The sequence below is a fragment of the Psychrobacter faecalis genome, from assembly GCF_016107575.1.
Lineage (GTDB): Bacteria > Pseudomonadota > Gammaproteobacteria > Pseudomonadales > Moraxellaceae > Psychrobacter > Psychrobacter faecalis.
This window is the reverse complement of record NZ_JABAST010000002.1, coordinates 16772-42985: the sequence shown is the minus strand read 5'-3', so window position 1 is coordinate 42985 and position 26214 is coordinate 16772. Positions and strand designations below refer to the sequence as shown.

General features: G+C 43.9%; 22 protein-coding genes and 2 tRNA genes. 17 read left to right on the top strand and 7 right to left on the bottom strand.

Going from position 1 to position 26214, the window contains the following annotated elements; all coding sequences use genetic code 11:
* The first annotated feature begins 8 nt into the window (after window positions 1–8).
* From JFC07_RS01130 to modB, 11 genes are all read left to right on the top strand, one after another.
* Entirely contained in the window at window positions 9–1190 is a 1182-nt protein-coding gene (locus JFC07_RS01130; protein ID WP_191690520.1) for a globin domain-containing protein, read from the top strand.
* Between the two features lie 454 nt (window positions 1191–1644).
* Complete coding sequence (locus JFC07_RS01125) at window positions 1645–2544, top strand: peptidylprolyl isomerase (protein ID WP_376779291.1); 900 nt, start codon at window positions 1645–1647, stop codon at window positions 2542–2544.
* 205 nt (window positions 2545–2749) lie between these two features.
* On the top strand, window positions 2750–4045 hold the full coding sequence (locus JFC07_RS01120; RefSeq protein WP_198327885.1) for a molybdopterin molybdotransferase MoeA: 1296 nt from the start codon (window positions 2750–2752) through the stop codon (window positions 4043–4045).
* A gap of 272 nt (window positions 4046–4317) precedes the next feature.
* Complete coding sequence (gene moaA / locus JFC07_RS01115) at window positions 4318–5421, top strand: GTP 3',8-cyclase MoaA (protein ID WP_198327884.1); 1104 nt, start codon at window positions 4318–4320, stop codon at window positions 5419–5421.
* 67 nt (window positions 5422–5488) lie between these two features.
* On the top strand, window positions 5489–6019 hold the full coding sequence (moaB, locus tag JFC07_RS01110; RefSeq protein ID WP_191690512.1) for a molybdenum cofactor biosynthesis protein B: 531 nt from the start codon (window positions 5489–5491) through the stop codon (window positions 6017–6019).
* A gap of 3 nt (window positions 6020–6022) precedes the next feature.
* Window positions 6023–6808: a molybdenum cofactor guanylyltransferase gene (gene mobA, locus JFC07_RS01105; protein WP_191690510.1), complete on the top strand. Its 786-nt coding sequence runs from the start codon at window positions 6023–6025 to the stop codon at window positions 6806–6808.
* A gap of 105 nt (window positions 6809–6913) precedes the next feature.
* A complete protein-coding gene (gene moaC / locus JFC07_RS01100) occupies window positions 6914–7459 on the top strand; it encodes a cyclic pyranopterin monophosphate synthase MoaC (protein ID WP_191690508.1) in 546 nt (181 codons plus the stop codon).
* Window positions 7460–7538: 79 nt separating this feature from the next.
* Complete coding sequence (locus tag JFC07_RS01095; protein WP_191690506.1) at window positions 7539–7829, top strand: MoaD/ThiS family protein; 291 nt, start codon at window positions 7539–7541, stop codon at window positions 7827–7829.
* Between the two features lie 134 nt (window positions 7830–7963).
* Complete coding sequence (locus JFC07_RS01090; RefSeq protein ID WP_102077822.1) at window positions 7964–8455, top strand: molybdenum cofactor biosynthesis protein MoaE; 492 nt, start codon at window positions 7964–7966, stop codon at window positions 8453–8455.
* 174 nt (window positions 8456–8629) lie between these two features.
* Complete coding sequence (modA, locus tag JFC07_RS01085; protein ID WP_191690504.1) at window positions 8630–9535, top strand: molybdate ABC transporter substrate-binding protein; 906 nt, start codon at window positions 8630–8632, stop codon at window positions 9533–9535.
* Between the two features lie 210 nt (window positions 9536–9745).
* Window positions 9746–10447 carry a molybdate ABC transporter permease subunit gene (gene modB, locus JFC07_RS01080; protein WP_191690502.1) on the top strand — a complete coding sequence of 234 codons (702 nt, stop codon included), beginning with the start codon at window positions 9746–9748 and terminating at the stop codon, window positions 10445–10447.
* A gap of 49 nt (window positions 10448–10496) precedes the next feature.
* Here the strand turns inward: modB and JFC07_RS01075 are convergent, their stop codons facing one another.
* The 5 genes from JFC07_RS01075 to msrB all read right to left on the bottom strand — a co-directional run bounded on the left by JFC07_RS01075 (window position 10497) and on the right by msrB (window position 13371).
* A complete protein-coding gene (locus JFC07_RS01075) occupies window positions 10497–11513 on the bottom strand; it encodes a D-cysteine desulfhydrase family protein (protein ID WP_191690500.1) in 1017 nt (338 codons plus the stop codon).
* 178 nt (window positions 11514–11691) lie between these two features.
* A tRNA-Asp gene (locus JFC07_RS01070) sits at window positions 11692–11768 on the bottom strand.
* A 51-nt stretch (window positions 11769–11819) separates the two neighbouring features.
* Window positions 11820–11895 (bottom strand) — tRNA-Val (locus tag JFC07_RS01065).
* Between the two features lie 296 nt (window positions 11896–12191).
* Entirely contained in the window at window positions 12192–12677 is a 486-nt protein-coding gene (locus JFC07_RS01060) for a glutathione peroxidase (RefSeq protein WP_198327883.1), read from the bottom strand.
* 271 nt (window positions 12678–12948) lie between these two features.
* Window positions 12949–13371 carry a peptide-methionine (R)-S-oxide reductase MsrB gene (gene msrB / locus JFC07_RS01055; RefSeq protein WP_198327882.1) on the bottom strand — a complete coding sequence of 141 codons (423 nt, stop codon included), beginning with the start codon at window positions 13369–13371 and terminating at the stop codon, window positions 12949–12951.
* Between the two features lie 484 nt (window positions 13372–13855).
* Here msrB and JFC07_RS01050 point away from each other — a divergent pair, with 484 nt between their 5' ends.
* Complete coding sequence (locus tag JFC07_RS01050) at window positions 13856–15487, top strand: aminotransferase class I/II-fold pyridoxal phosphate-dependent enzyme (protein ID WP_198327881.1); 1632 nt, start codon at window positions 13856–13858, stop codon at window positions 15485–15487.
* Window positions 15488–15586: 99 nt separating this feature from the next.
* On the opposite strand, the gene JFC07_RS01045 is transcribed toward JFC07_RS01050, so the two are convergent.
* Window positions 15587–17194, bottom strand: a complete 1608-nt coding sequence (locus JFC07_RS01045; RefSeq protein WP_198327880.1) for an inorganic phosphate transporter — start codon at window positions 17192–17194, stop codon at window positions 15587–15589.
* Window positions 17195–17847: 653 nt separating this feature from the next.
* A complete protein-coding gene (locus JFC07_RS01040; RefSeq protein WP_198327879.1) occupies window positions 17848–19515 on the bottom strand; it encodes an ATPase in 1668 nt (555 codons plus the stop codon).
* Between the two features lie 282 nt (window positions 19516–19797).
* Here JFC07_RS01040 and JFC07_RS01035 point away from each other — a divergent pair, with 282 nt between their 5' ends.
* The 5 genes from JFC07_RS01035 (at window position 19798) to JFC07_RS01015 (ending at window position 26013) form a co-directional block, all read left to right on the top strand.
* Complete coding sequence (locus JFC07_RS01035) at window positions 19798–20508, top strand: FFLEELY motif protein (RefSeq protein WP_198327878.1); 711 nt, start codon at window positions 19798–19800, stop codon at window positions 20506–20508.
* Between the two features lie 412 nt (window positions 20509–20920).
* The gene (ubiE, locus tag JFC07_RS01030; RefSeq protein WP_369811322.1) at window positions 20921–21769 is read left to right on the top strand and encodes a bifunctional demethylmenaquinone methyltransferase/2-methoxy-6-polyprenyl-1,4-benzoquinol methylase UbiE; all 849 of its coding nucleotides are present in this window, start codon (window positions 20921–20923) and stop codon (window positions 21767–21769) included.
* Window positions 21770–21951: 182 nt separating this feature from the next.
* Window positions 21952–22647, top strand: a complete 696-nt coding sequence (locus tag JFC07_RS01025) for a ubiquinone biosynthesis accessory factor UbiJ (RefSeq protein ID WP_198327877.1) — start codon at window positions 21952–21954, stop codon at window positions 22645–22647.
* Window positions 22648–22737: 90 nt separating this feature from the next.
* Window positions 22738–24396: an ABC1 kinase family protein gene (locus JFC07_RS01020; RefSeq protein ID WP_198327876.1), complete on the top strand. Its 1659-nt coding sequence runs from the start codon at window positions 22738–22740 to the stop codon at window positions 24394–24396.
* 180 nt (window positions 24397–24576) lie between these two features.
* Window positions 24577–26013: an FAD-binding oxidoreductase gene (locus tag JFC07_RS01015; RefSeq protein ID WP_198327875.1), complete on the top strand. Its 1437-nt coding sequence runs from the start codon at window positions 24577–24579 to the stop codon at window positions 26011–26013.
* Window positions 26014–26214 lie beyond the last annotated feature (201 nt).

Genomic DNA, 26214 nt, shown 5'->3' with positions numbered 1-26214 from the left:
GATCCACCATGGCGTCACCAAAAACACTAGAGATCGTAAAAGCAACTGTTCCTGTACTTGAAGAACATGGCACAGCAATTACGACCGTCTTTTATAAAAACATGTTCAACCAACATCCTGAACTCTTAGATATCTTTAACGAAACCAACCAAAAACTAGGTCGCCAGCAGACTGCACTGGCTATGACGGTTTTGGCCGCAGCAAAGCACTTGGATAAATTGGCTGTACTACTACCACAAGTCACGCAAATCAGCCATAAACACCGCGCCTTACAAATTTTGCCAGAGCACTACCCGATTGTTGGTCATCACTTAATAGGCGCTATCAAAGAAGTATTGGGCGAAGCCGCCAACGATGACATCATCGATGCGTGGACTGAAGCCTATGATGAAATTGCTGATGTCTTTATTCAGCTAGAAAAAACCATGTATGAGCAAGAAATGTGGGAAGGCTTTGCACCGTTTAAAATCACTGAAAAAGTAGAAGCCGCGACAGATATCGCCGCCTTTACCGTCGTTCCCGCAAACGACGATATCGATTTAAGCAAATTAAGCCTGAGCGCCGGTCAATACATCACGGTCAAAGCCGACCCAGAAGACAGCGATCATCTTGCTCTACGCCATTATTCTTTATACTCAGCCACAAGCGATAAAGGCATCCAATTTGCCGTTAGACGCGACAACCGTAATGAGCATTATGGCTTGGTATCAAACCACTTACATGATCATTTAGACGTTGGCGATACGATTTTATTATCTGCCCCAGCGGGTGATTTTGAGCTCAACCAAGACTTAATTCAGCAAAATGATATTCCATTGGTACTGGTGAGCGCAGGCGTTGGCGTCACCCCGATTTTGTCGATGTTAGAGGCGCAAGTCACCGCCAATCCAAAACGTCCTATCGTTTGGGTTTATGCTTGTCAGAATAAAGAGCATCATGCCTTTGATAGTAAAGTTAACGAATTACTTGCCGCCGCCGACAACGTAGAAAAGCACATTTTTTACTTTGAATCTGGGCAAATTTTAGATGAAGCATGGCTTGCTAATTTACCGAAGCCTGCTGATATTTATGTCTGTGGTTCTATGATGTTTATGGAAAGCATTATCGATGGTCTAATGGCCTTAGACCATGGCGTTGATAGCGTTCATTATGAGCCGTTTGGCCCTAAAATGAGCCTAGAGCTGGCTTAAACTATCCATTTAATAAAGTATTGAGGGTGCGAAAAATACGCTCGATACTTTGTTAAAGAAATATAAAGTCAGTATGCAAATGCAATTGCCATAGAGTCACCTTTAAACGCTTCATTAGTGAGTAAATATTTAAAGGTGGCTCTATTTTTTTGTTTAGACTTTTACAAATAGTCTTAAGCCTTATAGTTTTCATAAAGCTTGTTTTAAAGCGAATTTTTATTAGCCATATTTTTCACAGTAACGTGATTTCGTATTTTAGAATTTCTATTACCAAAACCCTTAGTGGAGTAACGCCATGACTGTCAGTACTTATAATCCAGCCGACCATGCAAACCATCAACACACTCATGGGCATAGTGACAATCATCATGGTCATGGCAATCACGACCATGACCATCATAGTCATAGCCATAGCCATGCTCCGACGGGTCGCGGTGATGATATCTTGCGGGTTATGCCAACCTTAAATGATTTGCAAAAACCGCATTCTGACCAAGAGTTTATCGAAAAAGCCATGGCAGAAGAACGCAGCAACCATAAAAATCTGATTGCCTCTAGCCGTGATGAACTGCCATCGGTGACCGTCAATGGTGTGATGATAGATAGAACCGCGATTGCCCAAGAGCTGCAATACCACCCTGCCCCCAATAAAGAAGATGCGGTGTTTCTAGCGACGCAAGCCTTGGTGGTGCGTGAACTCTTGCGCCTTGCCGTTTTAGATGAGCCAAGCCTTGGCGAGACAGCATGGCTTGACGATGAAGAAAAAGCCATCTCTGACTTAATAGAAAAAAACGTGCAAGCAACGATGCCCGATATGGCAACCTGCGAGCGCTATTATAAGCAGAATATCACTGACTTTAAGACCGACCCTATTATGAATGTCCGTCATATTTTGTTGGCATGTCCGCCAGAAGACGGCGATGAGCGATTAAAACTTAAAAAAACCGCCTACGAATTTATCGAACAAATCAAAAATAATGCCAACCCCGATGCCGAGTTTATCCAACTGGCGCGCCAGCATTCCGCTTGCCCATCGAAAGAGCAAAGCGGCGAGCTTGGCATTATTAATAAAGGTCAGACTGTACCAGAATTTGAAGGCGCGTTATTTAAAATGGATGCAGGACTGGCGCCAAGCCCTATCGAGAGCCGTTACGGTTTTCATGTTGTCGACGTGCTAACCAAAGAGCCTGGCATTCAGATGACTTATGAGCAAGTCAGCCCTGCGATTCATAATAAGCTTAGCCAACAAGCGTTTCACCAATCCTTGTGCGATTACTTATTTACCTTAGCAAATGATGCCGATATCGAAGGTATCGAGATGTCGCTTGAACAAGAAAACATATTCCGCGGCTAAACAATCTATTTTCATTCAATTAATTTTCATATGATAAAGCCGCATTATGATAGGTAGTGATGATATAAAATAGCTCGTATGGTATAACGTATCTTGTTAGGTTATACCATCTCGATAGCTAGATGACTTTAGCCGTTGTATAAGCTAAATAGCTATCTCAGTTCAATACCAGTTCAATATATATAAATAAAATAAGTAGGGATTTATGATTACTGTCGCAGGGCTTACCGCAAAAATAACGCAGCGTATAGAAACGTATAATAATGACGATTTTCCGCTCAGCAAAAGAGACGTCGTAAGCTACGATTTATTAGACAGTCGCAATCATATCTTGGCAAAAGATATCGTCTCGCCGTTTGCTGTCCCTAGACAAAATCTGTCGGCGATGGATGGTTATGCGTTGGCACAAGGCAGTACGCTTGACGCCGAAAGCACGATTGCGATCGTCGGTGAGTCGCAAGCGGGCAGTCCTTATCGTGGTGACATTGTCGCAGGACAAGGGGTGCGCATCTTTACGGGTGCCGTCGTTCCTGACAGCTGCGATACGGTCGTCATGCAAGAAAACACCAATTTTGCCGCTATAAAAGACCGTATTGATAAATCAAAGCCTTATGATATGACGCTTAGCAAAACTGCTAAGGCTAATGACAATATCCGTAAGCAAGGCGAAGAGATTGAAGCTAAGGATGTGGTATTACAAAAAGGTAAACGCTTAAATCCTACTGATATCAGCCTATTAGCGAATTTGGGTTTTGATAAAGTCGATGTTTATCAGCCTTTAATCGTTGGTGTACTCGCGACGGGCGATGAATTGGTGGCGATTGGCAATGAGCTGACCAGCCTAGCGCAAATCTATAATTCCAACACCCCGACGCTAAAAACCTTACTCTCAAGCTTACCCGTCACTGTCCGCGATTATGGCATCATTGCTGATGATTTAGATAAAACGACCGCTGCCGTAACCCAAGCGATGCAAGAGTGCGACGTCCTTATCTCTACCGCTGGCGTATCGGTTGGTGACTATGACTTTTTAACCACCGTCATTGAGCAGCTGGGGCAGATTAATCATTATAAAGTCGCCATGAAACCCGGCAAACCGTTTGTCTTTGGCGAGCTGACGCAAAATCTTGCCAAGCCGGTACTATACTTTGGTTTACCCGGCAATCCCCTATCAACTGTCGTTGGCAGCTTACAATTTGTCATTCCCGCTTTGTGGCAAATGGCAGGCGCTGCACCACAAGAGCGACCCATGCAGCTTAGCCTGACCGCTACCCTTAAAAACGATATCAAAAAATCAGCCGGACGGATGGACTTTCAAAGGGGCATTATGTCGCAGAATGCAGCTGGTGAGTTTGAAGTAGAAAGCTTTAGCAAGCAGCAATCGCACCGTATCAAACAGCTGAGCCACGCCAATTGCTTTATTGTCTTGGCGCAAGATTCTGGCAATGTAGCCGCTGGCGAGCAAGTATTGGTTCAGCCTTTTCCTTGGTTATATAGCTAAACGCTGTGTTATTAATAAGGACTGCACTATTAATCCTTACATAGCGGATTAATGGTTACATAGTTAATAACTCTTTATGCCATTAATCGTGAGAAACTGAGGCTTTGCTATCAAATGCTATCTACTACTTTGGTGGTAGTTTTTAGCTTACTTACGGTGAATGGTTATTTGCGCGCAAGCTGTCATAATTAACTATAAATGGAATTTCCCACTCACAACCTGAGGCAACGCCTAAAAGTACACACTATACTTAATATTAATGGTAATCATCTATGAACCATCTTGCCCCCAACGCAGGCAATGTGCAATTGTACTCGCCTGCCGCTGCACCTGCTATTTTTGACGGTGACTTGTCGTCGACAACGGCTCTCTCGTCAAAGTATTCTCCGGTCACGCTCTCTCAACCATTAACCGATGGTTTCGCACGACGTCTTACCTATTTGCGTTTATCGATTACTGATTTCTGTAATTTTCGCTGTGAATATTGCCTGCCAGATGGCTATCAAGGTAAACCCCCACAAAACGAACTCAGCGTCACGGAAATTGCTACCCTAATCCGCGGCTTTGCCCAAGTTGGCACCAAAAAAGTTAGGATTACCGGCGGTGAGCCCTCTATACGCCGTGACGTGGTAGACATTATTAAAACCATCAAAAACACCGAAGGTATTGAAACGGTTGCTATGACCAGCAATGGCTATAAGCTTGGCAAGCATTTGGCTGCTTGGCAAGCGGCTGGACTGAATCAAATCAATATCAGTATGGACAGCTTTGATGCCGCAACCTTCCATAAAATGACTGGCTTTGATATGTTGCCGCAGCTGTTGGCTGATATGGATACTCTGCTTGCGACCACAGATATTAAGCTAAAGATTAACAGTATTTTAATGGCAGAAACCGCCTTTGAAAATCTGATGAATGCGATCGACTATGTCAAAGATAGAGCTGTTACTTACCGCTTTATTGAATTTATGCAGACTAGTGACAACAGCGATTTGTTTTTTGCCCAGCACGCACAGTCTGACATCATCACCAATTATCTAATCAAGCACGGCTGGCAAACCCATGTGCGTGGCAGCAATGACGGTCCAGCGATAGAATATAGCCATCCAGATTATAAAGGCCGTATCGGCATGATAGCCCCTTATGCTGCCCATTTCTGTGACAGCTGCAATCGTCTGCGGGTCAGCAGTCAAGGCAAGGTGCATCTGTGTCTATTCGACCAAGGTAATTACGATATTCGTCAGCATCTAGAACAAGATGATGTCGCAGGGCTTGTGAATATCCTGCACAGCTTTATGCCAATTAAACCTGAGCATCATCATCTTCATGAATCAAACAGCGGCATGATGAATAATTTGTCGATGATTGGCGGTTAGAATCAAAAATATACTAATAATCAAATTTTTCATTTTTTACCACAAGCGTATTTATTAAGGAACATTCATGAGTAAGCTGCAAGCACCCTTTACCCCGCTTAATATCGCCATCCTAACGGTTTCTGACAGTCGTACTCTTGCAGAAGATACTTCAGGGCAATATTTGGTCGACCAACTGACCGCAGCAGGGCATCAACTTGCCGACCGTCAGCTGATTATTGATGATATTTATAAAATCAGAGCCGTCATTAGTAACTGGATTGCCGACCCAGATGTGCACGCTATTATCACCACGGGCGGTACTGGTTTTTATATCCGCGACAGTATGCCAGAAGCGGTTGGCGTCTTGTTTGATAAATCGGTTGATGGCTTTGGCGAGATGTTCCGCTTAATCTCAAAAGACGATATCGGCATGTCTACCATCCAATCTCGCGCCGTGGCTGGTATGGCAAACGGTACGGGCATCTTCTGCCTGCCCGGTTCATCAGGTGCTTGCCGCACTGCGTGGGAAGGTATCTTACAAGAGCAGCTCGATAGTCGCACACGCCCTTGTAACTTTGTGCCACACTTTATGCGCACCAACCCAGGTCACGATTAGTTCATGCTAGAAGTTGCAGACAGCTCAGCCCAAGCAGATGAACTCAGCCGCTTAGCCGGTATCGTTATTTTAGCAGGCGGCGCCTCCAAACGTATGGGTTCGCCAAAAGCTGAGCTTATCTTACCAACGGGTGAGCGTTTGCTTGATTATCATGTCAGACAAGCGCTTAAATTAAGCGCTGCGATGATGAGCGATCTACCTATTATGATTGCCGATAATGGACGTGGTTTTAGCGTCAATGCAGATTTGCCTAAAAAAGAAGCGCAGTCGTCAGTTTTTTATATTGAGGACTATCTTTCGGTTGATAATATTTCGGTTAACAACATCTCTAGCAATGAGTTTTCTATTAGGCATAATAAACCGATTGAAACCGGCGGCGCGTTGGTGGCGATTGAAGCAGCGCTACAATCATTAAAACGTTTGGCAAGTTCAAATTCATTAACGAGAGACGCAAACTGGCAACAATCTTGGCTGCTGGTCATTAGCTGTGATAGCTTGATTCCTATCAGCGATTTATGGCAAAAACTGCAACCTTATATCACGCAGGCTGATGATAAATCTGTCATTTGCCTAACCGATGACAGCCATTTATATCCATTATTAGGTTTATATCGTTTAAGTATTGAGTCTGAGTTAAAGCAGTATATTGATGACGGACAGCGGCAAGTAATGAAGCTTATTAAGCCGATTGTGCAGCCTGTACCCTTTACCCAAGTATGGCAAGCGTTAACCAATTTTAATACGCCTAAAGATTTTGCAAGTGCTTGTTTAGCCTTAAATAACTTATAAAAAGGTTTAGTTAAAGGTTTGGTTAAAGAAAGTAACTTTAAGAAAAATGAGCCATTTAATAAGCACTGTATTTAAGAAAAACGAGCCATTTAAGAGACATAAAAAATGAATAGCGATAGTCAAAAAGACAACAACCAAGCGACCAAACAAGCAACTAAGCAACCAAGTAACCAATCTGGCTTATCGCATTTAGATAGCGACGGTGATATCACCATGGTTGATGTGAGTGGTAAAACGGCCAGTACCAGAGAAGCACATGCAAGCGGACAAGTGGTTTTTCCTGCAGATATCTATACGCAAATTAAAGCCGCGGATGGCATGACCAAAAAAGGCAGCATCACTCAAACCGCTCATATTGCTGGTATCATGGCAGCCAAACGTACCCATGACCTCATTCCACTTTGTCACCCCTTGCCCTTGGATAAAATTGGTCTAAGCTTTGCATACGATGATGCCAACCATAGCATTACTGTGACCGCCACCGTGAAAGTCACCCACAAAACTGGGGTAGAAATGGAAGCATTAACCGCCGTTAGTGTCGCCTGCTTAACCATTTATGATATGACTAAAGCCATCTCGCATGACATTGTGATTGATAATATTCATCTTATGAAAAAAACCGGCGGTAAATCCGATTATCAGCATAAGTAAGAGTGATTTGAAAAAGTAAAGTTCTGAAAAGCCTAACGTTAGACAGTGAATAACCAGTTTATCAATAAGGGAGATTGCTATGAGCACCTTAGTAGAAAGCAATACAGACTCTAAATTAGAAACTATGATGAATATTAGCGTCTTATATTTTGCCAGCTTAGCCGATGAAGCCAATTGTCACGAAGAAAAAATCACGGTGCCACAGTCGACTTCATTAACTGAGCTATATGAGCAGCTGCGCCAAAAACATCGCTTCAGTCGTCCGCAGTCGGAGCTACGGGTGGCGGTAAATGACTATTTTGCTAAGTGGACGGATGAGATTTATGACGGCGATAGCGTGGTTTTTATCACGCCAGTGGCTGGTGGTTAATTTAACATAGCTTTTTATTAACCTACTTATTTATCCTTTTTTATGAATTCACTTTTTATGAGCGCCGTAACTTTACGCGATGCTTAAAGTTAAAAATCTCGTTATACAATATTGTTAAATAATAGGCAGAAAAAATGACAGACAACGTACATGGGCAATCTATGAGTATCAAACGTAGCATCGATGAAGCGTACCTCATCGCTGAACGTGATGGTTTTGCGCTGTTAGATACCGATATTGACGAAAGTCGCCTTAAAAAGACGCTCGATAATGACAGCTGCGGCGCCTTTGTCTGCTTTGAAGGCCGCGTACGCAATCATAATAATGCCACGAGTGTTAATCGTCTAACCTACTATGGCTATGAAGATTTGGCCATCAATCAAGGCCGAGCCATCATTGAAGAAGCCAAAAAGCGTTTTGAGATTCTCGATGCCATTGCTATCCATCGCATTGGCGCGTTAGAGATTGGCGATGTGGCAGTTTGGGTTGGTGTGGTTTCTGCCCATCGCTATCCTGCTTTTGACGCTTGCCGCTGGATATTAGATACGATTAAAGCCGATATTCCGGTGTGGAAACAAGAATATTACCAAGATGATTCTTCAAAATGGCTGAGTAATAATGGCTAATTAACGGTTAATTAATGACGACTCACTCAATAACATTGATGAAAAATATGTAGTCGTGATATGCATATCGTTTAGAAAACAATTAAGCCAATAACTATAAATAACTGATATATACTGCAAAATTATTAACTCTTACTGACTATTGTTCCTTTTTTAAAGTAGAGGATTTAGGTTATGCTATCAAAATCATCAAATGCTCAGCATCAACCCATTACCAATTTGTCTTATTTAAAACGGTCTAAATCGATAGCAATATTGGGCGCATCCGCGTGCTTGGCTTTGACGTTAGGCGCTTGTAGCCAAGAAAACAGCCCTAATGAAACGGCGACCGTTGCAGAAAACGCACCACAGACCACTCAACCTAGTGAAGCCATTCGTATTGCTGCCGCCGCCAATTTATCAGACGTATTGCCTGAAATCATCGAAGGCTATAAAAAAGATAAGAACCTGCCGAATCAAGAGATCGAAGTTACCTTTGCTTCTTCAGGTAAACTATATTCGCAAATCACTGCCGGCGCACCTTACGATATTTTTTTAGCCGCCAACCAAGAGTTCCCCGCTAAACTGGTCGATGAGATGTTTAAAGGTGACAGCAGCCATACGCCGTTTACCTATACTCAAGGTCAACTCTCCATTTATAGCGCGACCAAGCCGGTTGATAGTTTGAATCAGAGTACACTGACGGAGCTATTAAAGCGTGATGACAAGACGAAAATTACTATTGCCAACCCTGAGCTTGCGCCTTACGGCGAATCTGCCAAGGCTTATTTACAAGCACAAAACCTTTACGACTCTCTAACGGCACAAAAGCGCATCATTCAGGCGGAAAATATTGGCCAAGCTTTTCAATATGCCCACACAGGTAATGTCGATTATGGCTTTGTCGCCCAGTCGCAAGTGACCGCCATCAAAGCGACGCCCGAGCAATTTTATATTTTACCAGCCGACTCTTATCCTGCTATCCTGCAGGACGGTATCGTCATTACCGATGGTGCTAGCGCAGCAGATTTTACTGATTACCTGCGCTCGCCTGCTGGACAGGCTTATTTTGCTAAAGCAGGTTATTTGGCTGTTAAGTAGCTTGTTTGTAGCAATCTATCGAGAGAATAAGTACGGCTTAGGTTTGCTCAAGTGAATACTTTAGCCCTTTGATAAGCTTGCCTGCGTGAAATAAGTGAAATGTGACATAAGTGACACGTTATCAAGGCAAGCGATCTATAAATAAAGTAGCAGCATAAATAATGTCCTATCAGCGGCGCACTGGATAAAAGGTAGATAGATAATCACGCTATGATGTCCCAGTTTCTTATCTCAGACATGCTGCTGCCGGTATGGGTAAGCATCAAGCTTGCCAGCATTACCACCCTTTGCTTATTGTTATTTGCAACGCCACTCGCCTATTGGCTTGCCAAGCCTAGCCGCGGAAATGTCGCTGGGCGTATAAAGATTCTATTGATGGGTATTATTGCGATGCCGCTTGTTTTACCGCCTACCGTCATTGGTTTTTATTTATTATTATTGCTAAGCCCGAGCGTCGGTATTGGTCAATGGCTTATCGAGCATAATATCAGCCCTTTGGTTTTTACCTTTGAAGGGCTGGTAATTGGCTCTATCATCTACTCCTTACCCTTTTATATTCAGCCCGTCTATGCTCAGTTTTTGCGTATTCCCCAAAGCGTCATGGAAGTGGCAAGCTTATTAGAGCCTAGCCGTCTTAGACGTTTTATAAAAATTGTCCTACCGCAAGCGCGCATTGGCATCATTCTAGGCGGCTTAATCAGTTTTGCGCATACCATTGGCGAATTTGGCGTGGTACTGATGATAGGTGGCAGCATTTCAGGTGAGACCAAGGTTGTCTCTATTGCGATATATGAGCAAGTAGAGGCGCTAAATTATGAAGCAGCGCACCTGATGTCGGGGATTCTTATTATTATGGGTATTATTATGGTGGCGCTGATTGCTGCTGTCAGTCGGCTTAATCAGCGCCCGTAAGCACTTGTTTTATCAACCAATAACAAGTCAAATTTCTTGTTGTAAGGAATCAAACTTCTTGCTTACTGCTTTTTTTCGCCAAATCCAAATCGTTGCCATAAGCAAATAAAGCCGGCGCACCGCCAGTATGCCAAAACAACACACTATCAGTTTTCTTAATCTTCCCCGTACGAATCATATCGGTAAGCCCGCCCATCGCGCGACCAGTATAAACAGGGTCGACCAATATCCCTTCTGTTTGCGCCGTCAAAGCGATCGCCTCATTTTCTAATGCGCCCACTACGCCATAGCCTTCACCAACATAATCAGAGTTAAGAATCAAGTCTGACGCGGTAAATTCATAATCTGTATTGATTAATTTTGCCGTATTATTAGCAAGCGCCAAAGTATATTGATCAAAGGCGACTTTATCGGTTTCGCCTTTATCAATATTGATGCCAACGATTTGATAAGGTGAGTTAAAGATTTTGTTGCCAAGCATTAAGCCCGCTTGCGTGCCGCCAGAGCTTGAGGCAAACACGATGTGGGTCAAGGAGAAGCCCATGCTTTGACGCTGCGATTCTAGCTCTTTAAACGCCTCTACAAAGGCTAACGCCCCAAGCTCGCTTGAACCACCGTACGGCACCACGTAGACGTTTTTACCTTGGTTGGTTAATTGCTCAACGATGCGAGGAATATCCTCGCCTTTGCGATGATTGCCTGCCCAGTGGATATGGCAACCAAACAGCTTATCTAGCAAGAGATTCCCATTTGCCTGCTCCGGCTCTTCGCCGCCTAAGACTAAATGACACTCCAGTCCTAAGCTTGCCGCCGCTGCTGCTGTCTGACGGCAATGGTTTGACTGTATCGCGCCCGCAGTGATGATGGTATCGGCACCTTTGGCGAGCGCGTCACCGAGGATAAATTCAAGCTTACGAGTTTTATTGCCACCCAATGCCAGCCCCGTATTGTCATCTCTTTTCATATAGATTTTGGGACCGCCCAAGGCTGCACTCAATCGTTTCAGCTCAACCAGAGGGGTTGGAAAAAAGCCTAGCAGCTCTCTAGGTATGTGGTTATATTCCATGTTATTTTCTATCCCTATTATCAATAGCCATGTAGAAATTATCTGTTAGCACAGCATACAATAGAAATATAAGTCACGCCGCTACTATTTAAAACGAGCAGACACAAAAAAACCTCAAACAATCTAATGTTTGAGGCGAAACTTGCTTAGACTTAACAGTCTAAATTCGTTTTAAATATGGCGCAGCGGACGGGACTCGAACCCGCGACCCCCGGCGTGACAGGCCGGTATTCTAACCAACTGAACTACCGCTGCTTAGGTCGTCTTTAGCATATCGTCTTCTAAAAGACCCACTCGCTAAATGAGTGGTGGGTGATGACGGATTCGAACCGCCGACATTCTGCGTGTAAGGCAGACGCTCTACCAACTGAGCTAATCACCCTGAGAAGCGTTAAAGAATTGCACCGCAATTTTAGCTTCGCAAGGGAAATCCTTTAAATAGGATTTCCTGAAAGTTTTAACATTTAAAGCTGTCACCCTTTAAATAACTTTCAACAGAAGAGAACTAACTAAAGCCTCGCTCTGTGGGTGTGTATTATATAGATTTACACATGGCTGTCAAACCCTATTTGCCTTTTTCTTGCGTATTTTTTCTTAATTTAGCAGCAATTTATGCAAACCTATGTTTTTATTGGCTTTATATTTTATATAAAACCAATAATTTCTCTAGCTTATTATTTATTTGGCCGCTAATGCTTGTTCGATATCTACTTTTAAGGCATCAGGCTTCGTCGTTGGCGCATAACGGTCAATTACTTGTCCATCGGTGCCAATTAAAAACTTAGTAAAATTCCATTTGATACCATCTGTCAGCAGCCCGCCTTTTTGGTCTTTAAGCCAATCAAAAATCGGATGGGCGTCCTTACCGTTGACATCAATTTTTGCCATCATTGGAAAGCTGACGCCGTAATTTTTTTGGCAAAACGTGCCAATCTCCTCGTTAGTCCCAGGGTCTTGCGCGCCGTACTGATTACAAGGAAAGCCAATCACCACCAATCCTTGCTCTTTATATCGTTGATACAGCGCCTCTAGGCCTTCAAACTGCGGCGTAAAGCCACATTTACTGGCGGTATTGACGATTAATAATATTTTGCCTTTATAATCGGCAAAGGCTTGCGAGGTGCCATCCATACGCTCAGCGGTAAAATCGTAAATAGTGCTCATGATTCATCCTTAAATTGATTGTTTTATTATTTGGTGGTGTGTCAAAAAGTATGCTGATTAAAACTTGAACAATTTTTGAAGCCTTGAAAGCCCTATAGAATCAGAGAACTTAGCATAGATTTCTTATTGACTTCTATCGCTAGCATACTTTTTAGAACACCACCTATTATTTTTACTATTAACGTGCGTACTGATAAGAAAAAAGGAAGTACCGCGTACTTCCCTTTTATCATGCCAACTTTGGCTAAAACATTGATTATATTAATACTTATTATTCAACTTTATCCAAATCGATAGACACTGAGTTGATACAGTAGCGCATACCAGTGGTCTCACGTGGGCCATCAGGGAATACGTGTCCCAAATGCGCGCCGCAATTGCTACACGTCACTTCGGTACGGCGCATGCCAAGTGAATTGTCTTCGTGCTCATCGATAGCGCTATTATCGATACTCTGATCGAAGCTTGGCCAGCCGCAACCGGCGTCAAACTTATTGTCCGACTCAAACAAGCTGGCACCGCAGCCTTTACAGCGGTAGATACCTTTATCATTGACGTCGTTATAAACGCCAGTAAATGGGCGCTCTGTGCCCTTCTCGCGCATGACGTGATACTCGTCGGCACTTAAACGCGCTTTCCAATCTGCGTCGGTCAATTGGCTGATTTCTTCTTTGCTTAATTGATTGTCTTGCATCTTTTATCCTTATTAAATGATTGGTTATCTCATTTGCGATGTGTCAGTTAGTGATCAATTTATCGTACGTTTTTATAAAAACGCTAGGCTTTATCTGCTGCTGATTGTCTGACTATTCAAGGTAGTGACTATAAAAGTCCTCAATCTAGCAGTTTAAAGTTTCAGGTTTAAAGAAACAACATTAGAGATAGAGAAGTAAAATATAGCAAATTACGCTGCCGCCTAAATCAGTAAAGTTGTAATTTTATTAAACGCGCCTCTGACTTGCTTTTTTGTTGCTAAATAATTTAGTAAAAATTATCTTTTATTATTTAATAATTAATAACACCCTCAAAACAAGCACATTATGCAAGTTATTCTTGCAAATTATCTCTATCTTAAATAATTCTATAAAGTTTTTATCTTTAGACTTGCATTAATAAAGTGTATGCAATAATATCTTGCATTAGGAATAGATTATCTTTAATAAAAGGCTTAAACAACAATGGCTGATAGCGAATTTTCCCAAACTTCTCAAAGCACGCAAGCCGAACGACTGGTACAGCTGCGCCGCGATAAAGGCATGACCGCCGAGCAATTGGCGCAGGCAATGACGGCAGCAGGTGCCAAGGTGAGTCGTGGTGCGATTTCTAATTGGGAGCGCGGCACCAATGGCATCGTGTCATCGAAGCTGCCGACCCTAGCGCGTATCTTAGGCTGTAGCGAAGGCTATTTATTACGTGGCGATTTGCAAAATGACATGGATAGCGTTGCTAATTCAAATCAACCTATCAATTCTTATAATACAGCCAATACTTATAATAAGAACGAAACGCCTAGGCAGCAAAGCGTATCCCCTACTTCTACCGCAAATTCACAACCCAATCCGATGAGTGGTCACTCTATGAATCCAATTAAAAAATCCGATAAATTACAAAACGTTTGCTACGACATTCGTGGTCCACTTTTGCAAACAGCCAATAAAATGGAAGCTGAAGGTAAGCGTATTTTAAAGCTGAATATTGGCAACCCTGCGCCGTTTGGCCTTGAAGCACCGCACGAGATTTTGCGCGATGTAGCGATGAACCTGCCAGAAGCGACAGGATACTCGGACTCGCAAGGGATTTTTGCGGCACGTAAAGCGGTCTTGCAATATTATCAATCAAAAGGTCTGCTGTCGGCTGTCGATGTGCGCGATGTATATTTGGGTAATGGCGTCTCTGAGCTGATTGTGATGACCATGCAAGCACTCATGAACGATGGCGATGAAGTGCTAGTTCCAATGCCCGACTACCCGCTTTGGACAGCAGCGGCCAATTTAGCAGGCGGTACAGCGGTACATTATCGCTGTAATGAAGACGACAATTGGCATCCTGATATCGAAGATATCAAGTCTAAAATTACGCCCAAAACCAAAGGTATTGTGGTGATCAACCCCAATAATCCAACGGGCGCGCTGTATAGTGATGAAGTATTATTGCAAATTATCGAAGTCGCCAAAGAGCATGATTTAATCATCATGGCCGATGAGATTTATGACCGTATTCTTTATGATGACATGACGCATACGCCGATGAGCACCTTGACCGATGATGTACTGGTGCTGTCTTATAACGGCTTATCAAAGTCGCACCGTATCGCTGGTTTCCGTGCGGGCTGGATGATGGTTTCTGGTAAAAAAGACCATGCTGCCGACTTTATCGAAGGCTTAGATATGCTGGCGTCTATGCGCCTATGTTCTAACGTTCAAGGTCAATATGCCATTCAAACAGCAATGGGCGGCTATCAAAGTATGAAAGAGCTCACTTCAAAATCAGGACGGCTATCAAAGCAGCGCGAACTGGCCGTTTCACGTCTTAACGCAATAAAAGGTATTTCTTGCACCATGCCGCAAGGGGCGTTTTATTGCTTTCCAAAGATGGACCCTGAGGTTTATCCTATCAAAGACGATATGCAGTTTATGATGGATTTATTGATAGAAGAAAACGTCTTAATGGTACAAGGGACCGGTTTTAATTGGGATGCACCTGACCACTTCCGCTTGGTGTTTTTGCCCAATCTGCATGATTTAGAAGATGCCATGGATAGATTGGACCGCTTCTTTGCCAAAAAACGTAAGCAGTTTGGTACCGAGTAAACATTCAAACTTGTATAAAAAAACGCTTATCAGCAGCTGCCGATAAGCGTTTTTTATTCTTTAATAAAACACTATAATAAAAAACAATAGAACTTTTATTTAAAAAATATTACTTAATAACAGATAGCTGATAGCCGACATCGAAGCCGCCGCAGGCAGGGTAATTACCCATGCCAAACCGATAGGCTTCATCAGCGCCCAATTGGTATCACGATTAACGATACCGATGCCAAGTACTGCACCAACCAGCGTATGCGTACTGGATACGGGCAGACCCATGGTCGATGCGCCCATGACGACGGCAGCCGCAGCCAATTCCGCTGAAAAGCCTGAAGCTGGATGCATTTTTGCTAGATTAGTACCGACGGTTTGAATAACTTCTTTACCGATAAACCAAAGGCCAACGATAAGCGCCACACCAAAGGTCAACATCACCGCAGGCGGCACGGCAGCCTCGGTCGCTATGCTATTGGTACGGATAACGTCCATAATCGCGGCAAAAGGACCGACGGCGTTGGCAATATCGTTTGAACCATGACTAAAAGCAAAGGCAGAAGCAGTAAAGACCTGCATCCAGCTAAACATAATAAACGTCGCTTTGGTCAAATCTTCTTTATGCTTACCGCGGATACTCTTGGTATAAATAAAGGTCGCCAGCCATACCAGCGCCGCTATCATACCCATGATTAAAAAGCCTTGCAGCGTCGTCATGTTACTGTTGACGTTTTTTAGGCCTTTGAACACCACCAACGAAGTCATGACCGCGCCGCCTGCGCCAGCGATGAGCGGTACCCATTGTTTAAGGGCTTTTAGGGTATCAAGGTTGCTACGTTCGTGCTCAATCTTATAAAGCTGTTTGTAATAATCGGTTTCTAAATCCTCAATGTCACAATCATCATCTTTATAGATTTCTTGATCGCGCAGCATCGCTGAGGTATACGCCAATTGCTCTGACTCGGTTAGACTTTCTAGATACTCTTTATGGTTTTGCTTGACAGTTTTTTTATCGTCTTTTAGCGTCGCAATATGCGCTTCGGTTCGATCATTATATTCAATGATTTTTTTCTTAATTTGACCATATAAAAGGTAAGAAAATACGCCGCCTAACACGGGTGAGATGACCCAAGAGATAGCAATTGTTCCAATCGTACCCCAATCGACGGTCGATAGTGCCATGTCGGTACCACCTAAAGAGATACCGAGTACAATAGAGCTACCAACGACGCCGCCAATAATGGCATGGGTGGTCGAAACAGGCAGACCTTTTTTGGTGGCAAACAACAGCCAAAATGCCGCCGCGATAAGCGCTGAGAGCATGACATAAATAAACTGATTGGGCGAAACCGATAAACCATCTAAGTCAACGATGCCGCTGCGGATGGTATCGGTAACTTCACCGCCCGCCAGCACCGCGCCCGACACTTCAAATATCGCGGCGATACCCAAAGCTTGCGGAATCGTCAATGTCCCTGCGCCCACTGAAGTACCGAAGGAGTTGGCGACGTCGTTACCGCCGATATTAAATGCCATAAAGACACCAAAAGCCGTCGCTACGATAAATAGCGTCGTCTGCTGATGCATGGTGTAATCTAGACCCCACCATAAAAAGTAAGCGGTCATCGCAATCAGTAAAATGGCAAAAAATAGATTGATTCTCATAGAACCGACTGCTTTGGTTGGTCCTGTAGAACTGCTGCTAATACCCATACGTTGATACGTCCTGCGTAAGCTGATTGAAATTATAGGTGATTGATGTCATTGCGGCGCTATTGATGGTGTCGTTTTTACCACCCAACATCATGATAGCGTGTCCGCAACGTGGTTTTGTCATACTGTTTTGAATGTACGAATTTGAAAATAGGGTTATAAAAAGTTACTATCTACTGCGCTCTATATTGTCCTGATAGCTCTGCGTGCTTGTAAATATTTACGCGCAAGCTTGCCCACCTATCAGCGAAAAACCTAAGCCACAAAATACCATAAAGCCGCAAGTAGTCTTGCCAAATCGTCCGATTACAGCAGCTTGCGGCTTAGGTTTTATAGTGATAGCGTTGGTTATAAAAAATCTGTTGTTAATAATTAAAATATTTATAGGATAAATACCATCTCTGACTGTGCAGCTATTTTGTGAGCAGGCAGAAGTTGTTACGCGCCTATTATATTAAATATAGACACAGATTGCATGATGATATTACGAGATTTGTAACTTTGAATATATCACTCAAAAAAGCTGCTTATTTAGTAGAAAAATGTTGTTAATTTTTCCTAAGACTTCAAATAAAAAATAATATTAACTTTTAAACTCGTATAAAGCCTTTATCACTATTACTATTCAATACGAGCCATCACTTATCATCCATTTATTTAGTATCAGCAGTGATAGACAATGCCGCGGATAGCTGTTTAATAGCGTGGTCTAATACCTCTAGGCGCGCTTGACGCTTTTCATTAGTCGCGATGATTGCCCAAGGTGCATCCTTGGTATTGGTACGTGCCAACATATCAGCTGCCGATTGCACATAATCCACCCATTTATCACGATTACGCCAATCATCATCGGTTAATTTAAACTGTTTATGCGGCGTCTCTTCGCGCGCCTCAAAGCGTTTGAGTTGCTCCCCTTTATCAATAGCGAGCCAATATTTGATAACTATTGTGCCAGCAGCGACCAAATCTGCTTCAAAACGATTGATTTCGTCATAAGCGCGCTGCCATTCTGCGTCAGTCGCAAAGCCCTCGATACGTTCGACCAATACGCGCCCATACCACGTACGGTCAAAGATGGCGATACGGCTGATACGATCGATTTGCTCATTGGGCAGTTTGGTCCAAAAACGCCATAAATAAGGATGCTGCAATTCATATAACATCGGTACGCCAATATTATAAATCTGATATTCGCGCGGATCGAGTGGCGCAACCAGTCTCTTGATCGCGCCGCCTTTGCCAGCAGCGTCCATCCCTTCAAAGGCAAAAACCACGTGCCGCCCCTGACGCGCCCGCAGCAATTTGGCAAGGTGTGCTTGCTTGTCAGCAAGCGCTTTATGATAGTCAGATTTCTCTATCTCGGTATCGTCAACATTTATCAAAGTTTTAGGGACTGCTACAGGCTCGAATCTTGCTGCTTCTTTTATATTCTGACTTTCTGCTTTACCGCTTTCTGCTTTACTCCTTTCGAGCGCGGTTTGCATCGCCTGCAATACTTCATGACAAAAATGGGTGGCAGCCTCTGATTTATCATCGCCATTGATAATAATCCAGTCATTCTGCTGGCGTAATAGCGCGGTTGCTACCTTATTAAAAGTATTGACGACCTGTTTACTTTTCCAATCGATTTGATATAAAAACTCTGGATCAGCTTCATCATCGTTGAGCCGCGCCTTCAAGGTTTCGATATCGACATGAAACCAGCATTTAAGCAGTTTGGTTTGGTTAGCAGCAAGGTCTTGTTCAAAGGCTTGTAGTTTGGTGAGTTCTTTCTTTAAATAGTCTTGCCATTGGCCAATAGGCAAGGCGTTATTTTTCAGCGTCTTATTATTCTTATCTTCACTTTTTTTCACCTTATCGTCATCATCTAGGGTCGCCATGCGCATGACGTTATAGAGTAAGTCGGCATACCAGTTGCCAAAATACACCATCACATCGCCATGACGTGGCAGCGCTTTGGTATGCGCTTGCCAAATCGGCTGATGCTCTAAGGGACAATCTCCGATAGTCGCCTCAACCTTGAGTAAGCGCGGGTCAACCCATTGCCGCAGCTGGGTGACTGCGGTGCCCTTGCCCGCTTGCTCCATGCCGTTGACCAACACCAAGAGCCCAGTTGGTTTATTGGTAGTCGGCGGTGTTTGCTGCCGCGTGGCGCGTAGGGCAAACTGAGCGGTGACTAACGCCAAGCGCAATGTATCTTTGTCCATAGCAAAGATATTTAACGGATTGGGCGTCAAACGCTGCTCAACGACTTGCTTACTAAACTGGTCACTTACCGCTTCTGGCGCTTGGCTTTCAGTCGATTTATTTTTTTTGCTCATGTCCATACTCGCTTTATTGTTAGATAATTTTTATACATCTCTTATTTGTAGTTTTTATAAGCTGTCTTATTTATATAGTGAATCATAGCATTGCGTAAAACCAGTAAATAACCCTGCTATGTAACAGTTTGGCATTTGTATTCTGTGGTATTTTCTTTTAAGGTGAACAAAATCTTGCGCGCATGCTTTAATAGCTGCCCACAAAGATAAGAATTTAGTATCATTTCCACTCTTTTATTAGCAATTTTATTGCCATTTTTACTTTTTATAGGATTACCTGCCATGTCTGCGTTAGCCAATTTACAACAGCACTTAAACCGTTTTTGGGCGCTGCCACACCATAAAGATGCTGCCTTAAATACCAAGCTCAAAGAAGTGCAAGCATGGCAACAGGCACGTATTAAGCATACCCATAGCGCGCTGTTTGAACAACCAAAAAACAAACCGATGGCAGAGTATTTTTTAACCCAGCTATACGGTGGTGATGAATTTAAAGTATTGGCAGAGCAGTTAGATCGTATCTTACCCAAAGCCAAAAAACTTGAACGCCTTGCTAAAGAAGCTTCTTTAGAAGCGGGCAGCATGGGCACTCAAGCGTCTATCTTGGCCATTGAGCTGGATTTACATTTGGCCGAGTGGTTGGTTGCGCAAGATTTAGCAGTCAATGAAGAAAATATGCTTGCCGCTTACCGCGCAGTCGATGAGGCCAATGAGCGCCGCGTGCAGATTAACAATCTAAAAGAGGTCTGCTACCGTACCGATAAAGATTTGAATTCATTTATGCTCAAAAAAGCCTTTGGTCTCGCAAAAGGCACGGCTTATCGCCATAACTTCCAGCCGCTTTACGACTTTATCGATTCAGGCTTTAAAGCGATGAAACCGCTAAAAAGTGTCAGCAGCTTTATTGAACCGTTTTGTGAGCGCGAGCTTGAGATTATTGACGAAGTTCATGACACCAATAATGGCGGTAAGCCAGCAGCGTTTGGTGTATGATAAGGTAAATAATGCCCGTGGCTAACTGACCGTTATAGTGCTTAAATAGGGTTTAAACCGTATGCAATCAGTGTTTAAACCCTATGCAAACAACGCTTAAATACGCCATCATAAAAACAAATAATAGGATAATCGTATGACTGATAACTCAAATAACAACCTTAGCCAAGCCGATCAATCCCATACTGATAACCCTACTTCTCATGGTCATCTGCAAGATAAATTGGTTAAAGATAGTATTGCTCATAATCAAAGCATCACCGCGCAAGTAAAAGCGCGTCAAAACCAAAGCGCTAGTACGACGCTGAATGCCAATGCTGCAGCTGATAGCAGCAATAATAATGACTTCACCCAAGTACAAGACTTACCAACCGGAACCCCACAAGGTCAACAAACGACTATGCCAAACACCATAAATAACAGCGCCAATCCTACTGCTACGCACGCACAAACGGCCAAGCAAACGCTTTTTAACCAACGTGATGACATCAATAATCCCCATACGCCTGATACCGATGGTAATGAGCAAACACATTTCGGCTATAAAACGGTTAATAAAGCAGAAAAACAAGCGCGCGTTGCCGATGTTTTTACCTCAGTTGCCAAAAAATACGACATTATGAATGACTTAATGTCGTTTGGTATTCATCGCCTGTGGAAACGTTATGCGATTAGCCTGTCGGGCGTACGCGCCGGCCAGCAGGTGCTCGATATCGCTGGCGGTACGGGTGATTTGGCCAAAGTATTTAGCCGTGAAGTGGGTCGCAACGGCCATGTGGTATTATCAGATATCAATGCAGCGATGCTAGAAGTTGGCCGCGAACGCCTCATCAATGCCGGCTGTAATAACGTTGATTTCGTCTTAGCAAACGCTGAAACTTTGGCGCCATTTGATGATGAAAGCTTTGATTTGGTGACTATCAGTTTTGGTCTGCGTAACGTCACAGACAAAGATGCGGCGCTAAAATCTATGTATCGCGTCCTCAAGCCAGGCGGTCGTTTATTGATTTTAGAATTCTCAAAACCCGTGTTTGAGCCATTATCGAAAGCTTATGATTTGTATTCATTTACGGCGTTGCCGATTATGGGTAAGTTAGTTGCCAATGACTCTGAGAGCTATCAATACTTAGCAGAATCAATTCGTATGCACCCTGATCAGCAAACACTTAAGCAGATGATGCAGCAAGCAGGCTTTGAGAATTGTGATTATCATAACTTGACCGCTGGTATCGTTGCAGTGCATCGCGGCTTTAAAGCTTAGTTTTAAAAAATCACAGTTTTAGAAAAAGAATAGCTTTAGCGCTTTTCAAAAGCTGCTTAGATAAACACGCTTTTTATAATACAAAAACGTCTGTCGTTGAGCAGGCGTTTACATCGTTATAACAGCCAATATTGAAATATGCGCCGCGCTTATGGCGCTCAACCAAACATTGTGAGGGCCTTATGCTGACTGTGTTACTTTTGGCAGGTGCCGAAAAGTTTATTAATATCGCCATTGCCAGCGATGAGATTACCAAAGCTGGGCTAGCGCCGCTTGCGGGCAAAGTGCTGCGTCTCAATATGGGCATGCCCGAGATTAATCTAGACGTTTTATTTACCGAAGATCGTTTGCGCTTTGAGCCCGTCATGACAGAAGGCGTGTTTGAACCAAGCGGCAGTATGAATGAGCGCCAACAGGCCAGCCTAGAGCGTTCGCGACTTGGCCATAGTCGACCAGATTGCACCATTACCGTTGATAATCCTGCGCAGCTGCTGAATCTTATGCGCGGCACAGAAGGCAACTTACCGATTGCTGGTGATTACAAAGTGCTGATGCAACTTAAGCAGCTGGTTGCAGGATTTGACCCTGATGTTGCCGGCCAGCTTGAGCCGTTTATTGGGAAACCGATGGCCAGCCAACTTCATTTGCTGATATCACAACTAAAAGGCAGCTGGCGTTATAATGCCAAGCGCGCCTTTAACGATGTCAGCGACTGGGCCAATGACGTAGCGGGTAATGTTACTCCTGACCCGATGGAAGCTGCCGAAGTTAATGATCTAAAGCAGCAGTTATTAAAACTGCGTGCCGACATTGAGCGTGAAGAAGCCAAGCTTGCCGCTATCAAAGATGAGCAAGCACGTTTAACCAATCATAGATAATAATAAATAGAGTCTATGACTGTCTAAACGTTCATCACACATAGGCATAGACTCTGCCCTATTTTCGACTTTTTAGAGTAACCCTATCTCATGCTACTATCCCATCGCGCCCGCTTGCTTGAACTTTGGCGTATTGCCGCCGCTTATCGCATTGATACCCATCTGTCTGTCGAAGAAGCGCCGCAGCTGCAACCGTTAGCGCGTTTAATCCGTTTACATCCGGCGGCTTGGGGTAAAAAACATCAGCCCAATGCGATTAAGTATGCGCTTGAAGATATGGGTACGTTATTTTTAAAACTGGGTCAATTGCTCTCGACGCGCCGCGATTTGGTGCCGCCTGAGATTATCGAGCAATTGGTGCAGCTACAAGACAAGGTCAAGCCTTTTGACTCTGATGTTGCCATTGCCCAAATCCAAGACCCAAAACATGGTTTGGGTCAATCTATCGCTACGCTATTTGCACGCTTTGATGTTAAACCATTAGCAGCAGCCTCTATCGCTCAAGTACATACGGCCGCTTTGCACGATGGCCGTGAGGTAGTGGTTAAGGTCGTTCGCCCTGATATTCGCACCACTATCGTGGCAGACTTTGAGCTACTGCGTGAGCTTGCTAATTGGGCATCAGCGCGTATCGAAGCGGCGCGCGCGATTCACATTGTTGATATTGTCGAAGATTATCGCCAAGTGATGCTTAATGAATTGGATTTAACCTTGGAAGCGGACAATACCACCCATATGCGCAACAACTTTTTAGGTTCAGCACTGATGTATGTGCCTGAAGTTTATGACGCTGCTAAAAATGTCATGATTATGGAACGTATCCAAGGCGTTCCTATCTCGCAAGTTGAGGTGTTTGATAAGCTTGGTTATGACCGTGCGACACTAGCAGAAAAAGGCTTAACGATATTTTTCACCCAAGTATTTCGCGATAACTTTTTTCATGCCGATATGCATCCGGGTAATGTCTTTGTAGAAACGCCGCCGGTTAAAATGCTCGCGGCAGATATGACAGCAGTTGACTTAGGGCATGAGCCACGCTATATCGGGCTTGATTGTGCCATTATGGGTACGCTATCAAAAGACGATCAGCTTATCGTCGCGCGCATGCTGTTGGCGGTGATGAATAATAACTTTACGGCGATGGTTGATATCGTCAGCCGTGCTGGGTGGATACCGCCCAATACCGATAAGCATGCACTCATGCGCGATATGAAACGCACTGTCGGTCCGATGCTGCAAAAATCCATTAATGATATCGACTTTGCTGGTGTCTTGATGCAAATTTTAGATATCGCCCGTCGCCATCATATGAGTATCCCGCCGCAATTGATGCTGCTGCTGAAAACCTTGGTGCATGTTGAGGGCCTTGGTCGCGATTTATATCCTGAGCTGGATATTTGGTCACTTGCGAAGCCCATTTTAAGCGGCTGGATTAAAGAGCAGCTAGACCCGATGCGTAATTTGCAACACTTCCGGCAGCAGTTGCCAGAGATTTTATTATCAACGACGGATATTCCTAAACTGCTAGATCAGGGTTTACAAAGCCTTGCCTCACAAGGTTCGCGCCAAGACAGTCAACTGCGCGAGATCCAGAAAATTCGCGCCGACATGCTCAATGATCGACGCCGAGATTGGTTAGCGCTATCGGGTTTTGCGGTGTTTATTGCTATTGCCACCCAAGTTGGTTGGTTTGCGCCTATCTTTTATCTATTAGCCATTATCGTCGTTATTTGGCGGGTTTTAGCTTAGACTATTAATTTTTAACGAAAAAATATCCGTTAATCATTATCAAAAAATCGCACTTGAATAAGCTCTAATGCATTTTAATTGTCGTTAAAGGGCAATTAAAATGCATTAGAGCTTAACTTTTTATCTTATTTAGCATGTCGTTTACCCAGTAAATATACGTCTTATATGGAGAATTTACCTATGTCGACCATATCATCTATATCGCCTTCCAAATCTCATGATTTAATTAAATCAGACCATAGTGACGCTATTGCCGCTTTGCAAACACGCTTTGGCAAACAACTTAGCACCAATACCACTGTACGTGAACAGCATGGTCATACCATGACCTGGCTTACTAACCAGCCACCCGACGCGGTATTGACCGTGCAGGATAAACACGAGGTTGCTGCTGCGGTTGAGATTTGCAATCAGCATCAGATGCCAGTCATCGCCTTTGGTATTGGCTCATCCTTAGAAGGTCAATTAAATGCGCCCTATGGCGGGCTATGTATTGATATGCATGGCATGGATGCGATATTACAGGTTAATAATGAAGACCTGACCGTTACCGTACAACCTGGGGTCACGCGCGAGCAGCTCAATCATTATTTACGTGATACTGGACTATTTTTTCCAATAGACCCCGGTGCCAATGCCAGTATCGGCGGTATGGTCGCGACCCGTGCTTCAGGCACCAATGCCGTCCGCTATGGCACCATGAAAGATGTGGTACTCGCCCTTGAAGTGGTGACCGCCAGTGGAGACATTGTGCGCACTGGTACTCGCGCCAAAAAGTCGGCCGCTGGTTATGACTTGACGCGCTTAATGATAGGCTCTGAGGGGACACTTGGCATTGTAACCGAGATTACGCTTAAACTATTTGGTATTAGTGAGTGTATTGGTAGTGGTATTTGTCATTTCCCAACGATTGAGGATGCCTGTCAGGCGGTGATGTTGACGATTCAAATGTGCTTGCCAATTGCCCGTATCGAGCTGCTCGATGCGATGCAAATCAAAGCTTGTAACCAATATGCCAATTTGAATTTAACAGAAACGCCTACGCTATTTGTAGAATTCCATGGCACAGAAGCCAGCGTCGCCGAGCAAGCGCAAATCTTTACCGATATCATCGAAGAGTTCGGCGGTACAGATTTTGCTTGGGATACCAACGAAGCCGAGCGTAAACGTCTGTGGCAAGCGCGCCATAACGCCTATCATGCCAGCTCTGCCTTACGACCTGAAGCCAGCGCCTTATCGACTGATGCCTGCGTGCCCATTTCACGCTTGGCAGAATGCGTCAGCGCTACGGCAAAAGACATCGAAGCATCGGGTATGATTGGACCTATCGTCGGTCACGTCGGCGATGGTAATTTTCATGTTTTATTATTGGTCGATACCAACAACCCTGAAGAAGTCGCTACCGCTGACGGTATTATCAGCCGCCTTGCCTCGCGTGCGATTGAGATGGATGGCACCTGTACCGGCGAGCACGGTATTGGGCAAGGCAAACAAAAATATATGCAGCAAGAGCATGGTAATGCCCTAGTGCTGATGCAAGCGATTAAGTCGGCGCTTGATCCTAAAAACATCCTGAACCCTGGGAAAATATGGCCTGAGACTTTACCGACTATTTAATAATTTTAATAAAATCAAAGCAAAAAAATGCGTTTGCGTTTAATTAAAAGATTAGACGCAAACGCATTTTTGGTTTTAATTATTTTGAAGTAAATACGTGACTGCAGGTATCAATTTTTTGAAGCCTCTAGCGTGCACAGCACAAAGCAAGCGAGGACAATTGGTACCCGCACCACGCTATTAAAGACACGCTTCGTGCGT

What these genes read in the sequence shown, in the direction of transcription:
- JFC07_RS01130 (WP_191690520.1), top strand. Translation starts at nt 9, where the DNA reads ATGGCGTCACCAAAAACACTAGAGATCGTAAAAGCAACTGTTCCTGTA.
- JFC07_RS01125 (WP_376779291.1), top strand. Translation starts at nt 1,645, where the DNA reads ATGCCAACCTTAAATGATTTGCAAAAACCGCATTCTGACCAAGAGTTT.
- JFC07_RS01120 (WP_198327885.1), top strand. Translation starts at nt 2,750, where the DNA reads ATGATTACTGTCGCAGGGCTTACCGCAAAAATAACGCAGCGTATAGAA.
- moaA (WP_198327884.1), top strand. Translation starts at nt 4,318, where the DNA reads ATGAACCATCTTGCCCCCAACGCAGGCAATGTGCAATTGTACTCGCCT.
- moaB (WP_191690512.1), top strand. Translation starts at nt 5,489, where the DNA reads ATGAGTAAGCTGCAAGCACCCTTTACCCCGCTTAATATCGCCATCCTA.
- mobA (WP_191690510.1), top strand. Translation starts at nt 6,023, where the DNA reads ATGCTAGAAGTTGCAGACAGCTCAGCCCAAGCAGATGAACTCAGCCGC.
- moaC (WP_191690508.1), top strand. Translation starts at nt 6,914, where the DNA reads ATGAATAGCGATAGTCAAAAAGACAACAACCAAGCGACCAAACAAGCA.
- JFC07_RS01095 (WP_191690506.1), top strand. Translation starts at nt 7,539, where the DNA reads ATGAGCACCTTAGTAGAAAGCAATACAGACTCTAAATTAGAAACTATG.
- JFC07_RS01090 (WP_102077822.1), top strand. Translation starts at nt 7,964, where the DNA reads ATGACAGACAACGTACATGGGCAATCTATGAGTATCAAACGTAGCATC.
- modA (WP_191690504.1), top strand. Translation starts at nt 8,630, where the DNA reads ATGCTATCAAAATCATCAAATGCTCAGCATCAACCCATTACCAATTTG.
- modB (WP_191690502.1), top strand. Translation starts at nt 9,746, where the DNA reads ATGATGTCCCAGTTTCTTATCTCAGACATGCTGCTGCCGGTATGGGTA.
- JFC07_RS01075 (WP_191690500.1), bottom strand. Translation starts at nt 11,513, where the DNA reads ATGGAATATAACCACATACCTAGAGAGCTGCTAGGCTTTTTTCCAACC.
- JFC07_RS01060 (WP_198327883.1), bottom strand. Translation starts at nt 12,677, where the DNA reads ATGAGCACTATTTACGATTTTACCGCTGAGCGTATGGATGGCACCTCG.
- msrB (WP_198327882.1), bottom strand. Translation starts at nt 13,371, where the DNA reads ATGCAAGACAATCAATTAAGCAAAGAAGAAATCAGCCAATTGACCGAC.
- JFC07_RS01050 (WP_198327881.1), top strand. Translation starts at nt 13,856, where the DNA reads ATGGCTGATAGCGAATTTTCCCAAACTTCTCAAAGCACGCAAGCCGAA.
- JFC07_RS01045 (WP_198327880.1), bottom strand. Translation starts at nt 17,194, where the DNA reads ATGGGTATTAGCAGCAGTTCTACAGGACCAACCAAAGCAGTCGGTTCT.
- JFC07_RS01040 (WP_198327879.1), bottom strand. Translation starts at nt 19,515, where the DNA reads ATGAGCAAAAAAAATAAATCGACTGAAAGCCAAGCGCCAGAAGCGGTA.
- JFC07_RS01035 (WP_198327878.1), top strand. Translation starts at nt 19,798, where the DNA reads ATGTCTGCGTTAGCCAATTTACAACAGCACTTAAACCGTTTTTGGGCG.
- JFC07_RS01025 (WP_198327877.1), top strand. Translation starts at nt 21,952, where the DNA reads ATGCTGACTGTGTTACTTTTGGCAGGTGCCGAAAAGTTTATTAATATC.
- JFC07_RS01020 (WP_198327876.1), top strand. Translation starts at nt 22,738, where the DNA reads ATGCTACTATCCCATCGCGCCCGCTTGCTTGAACTTTGGCGTATTGCC.
- JFC07_RS01015 (WP_198327875.1), top strand. Translation starts at nt 24,577, where the DNA reads ATGTCGACCATATCATCTATATCGCCTTCCAAATCTCATGATTTAATT.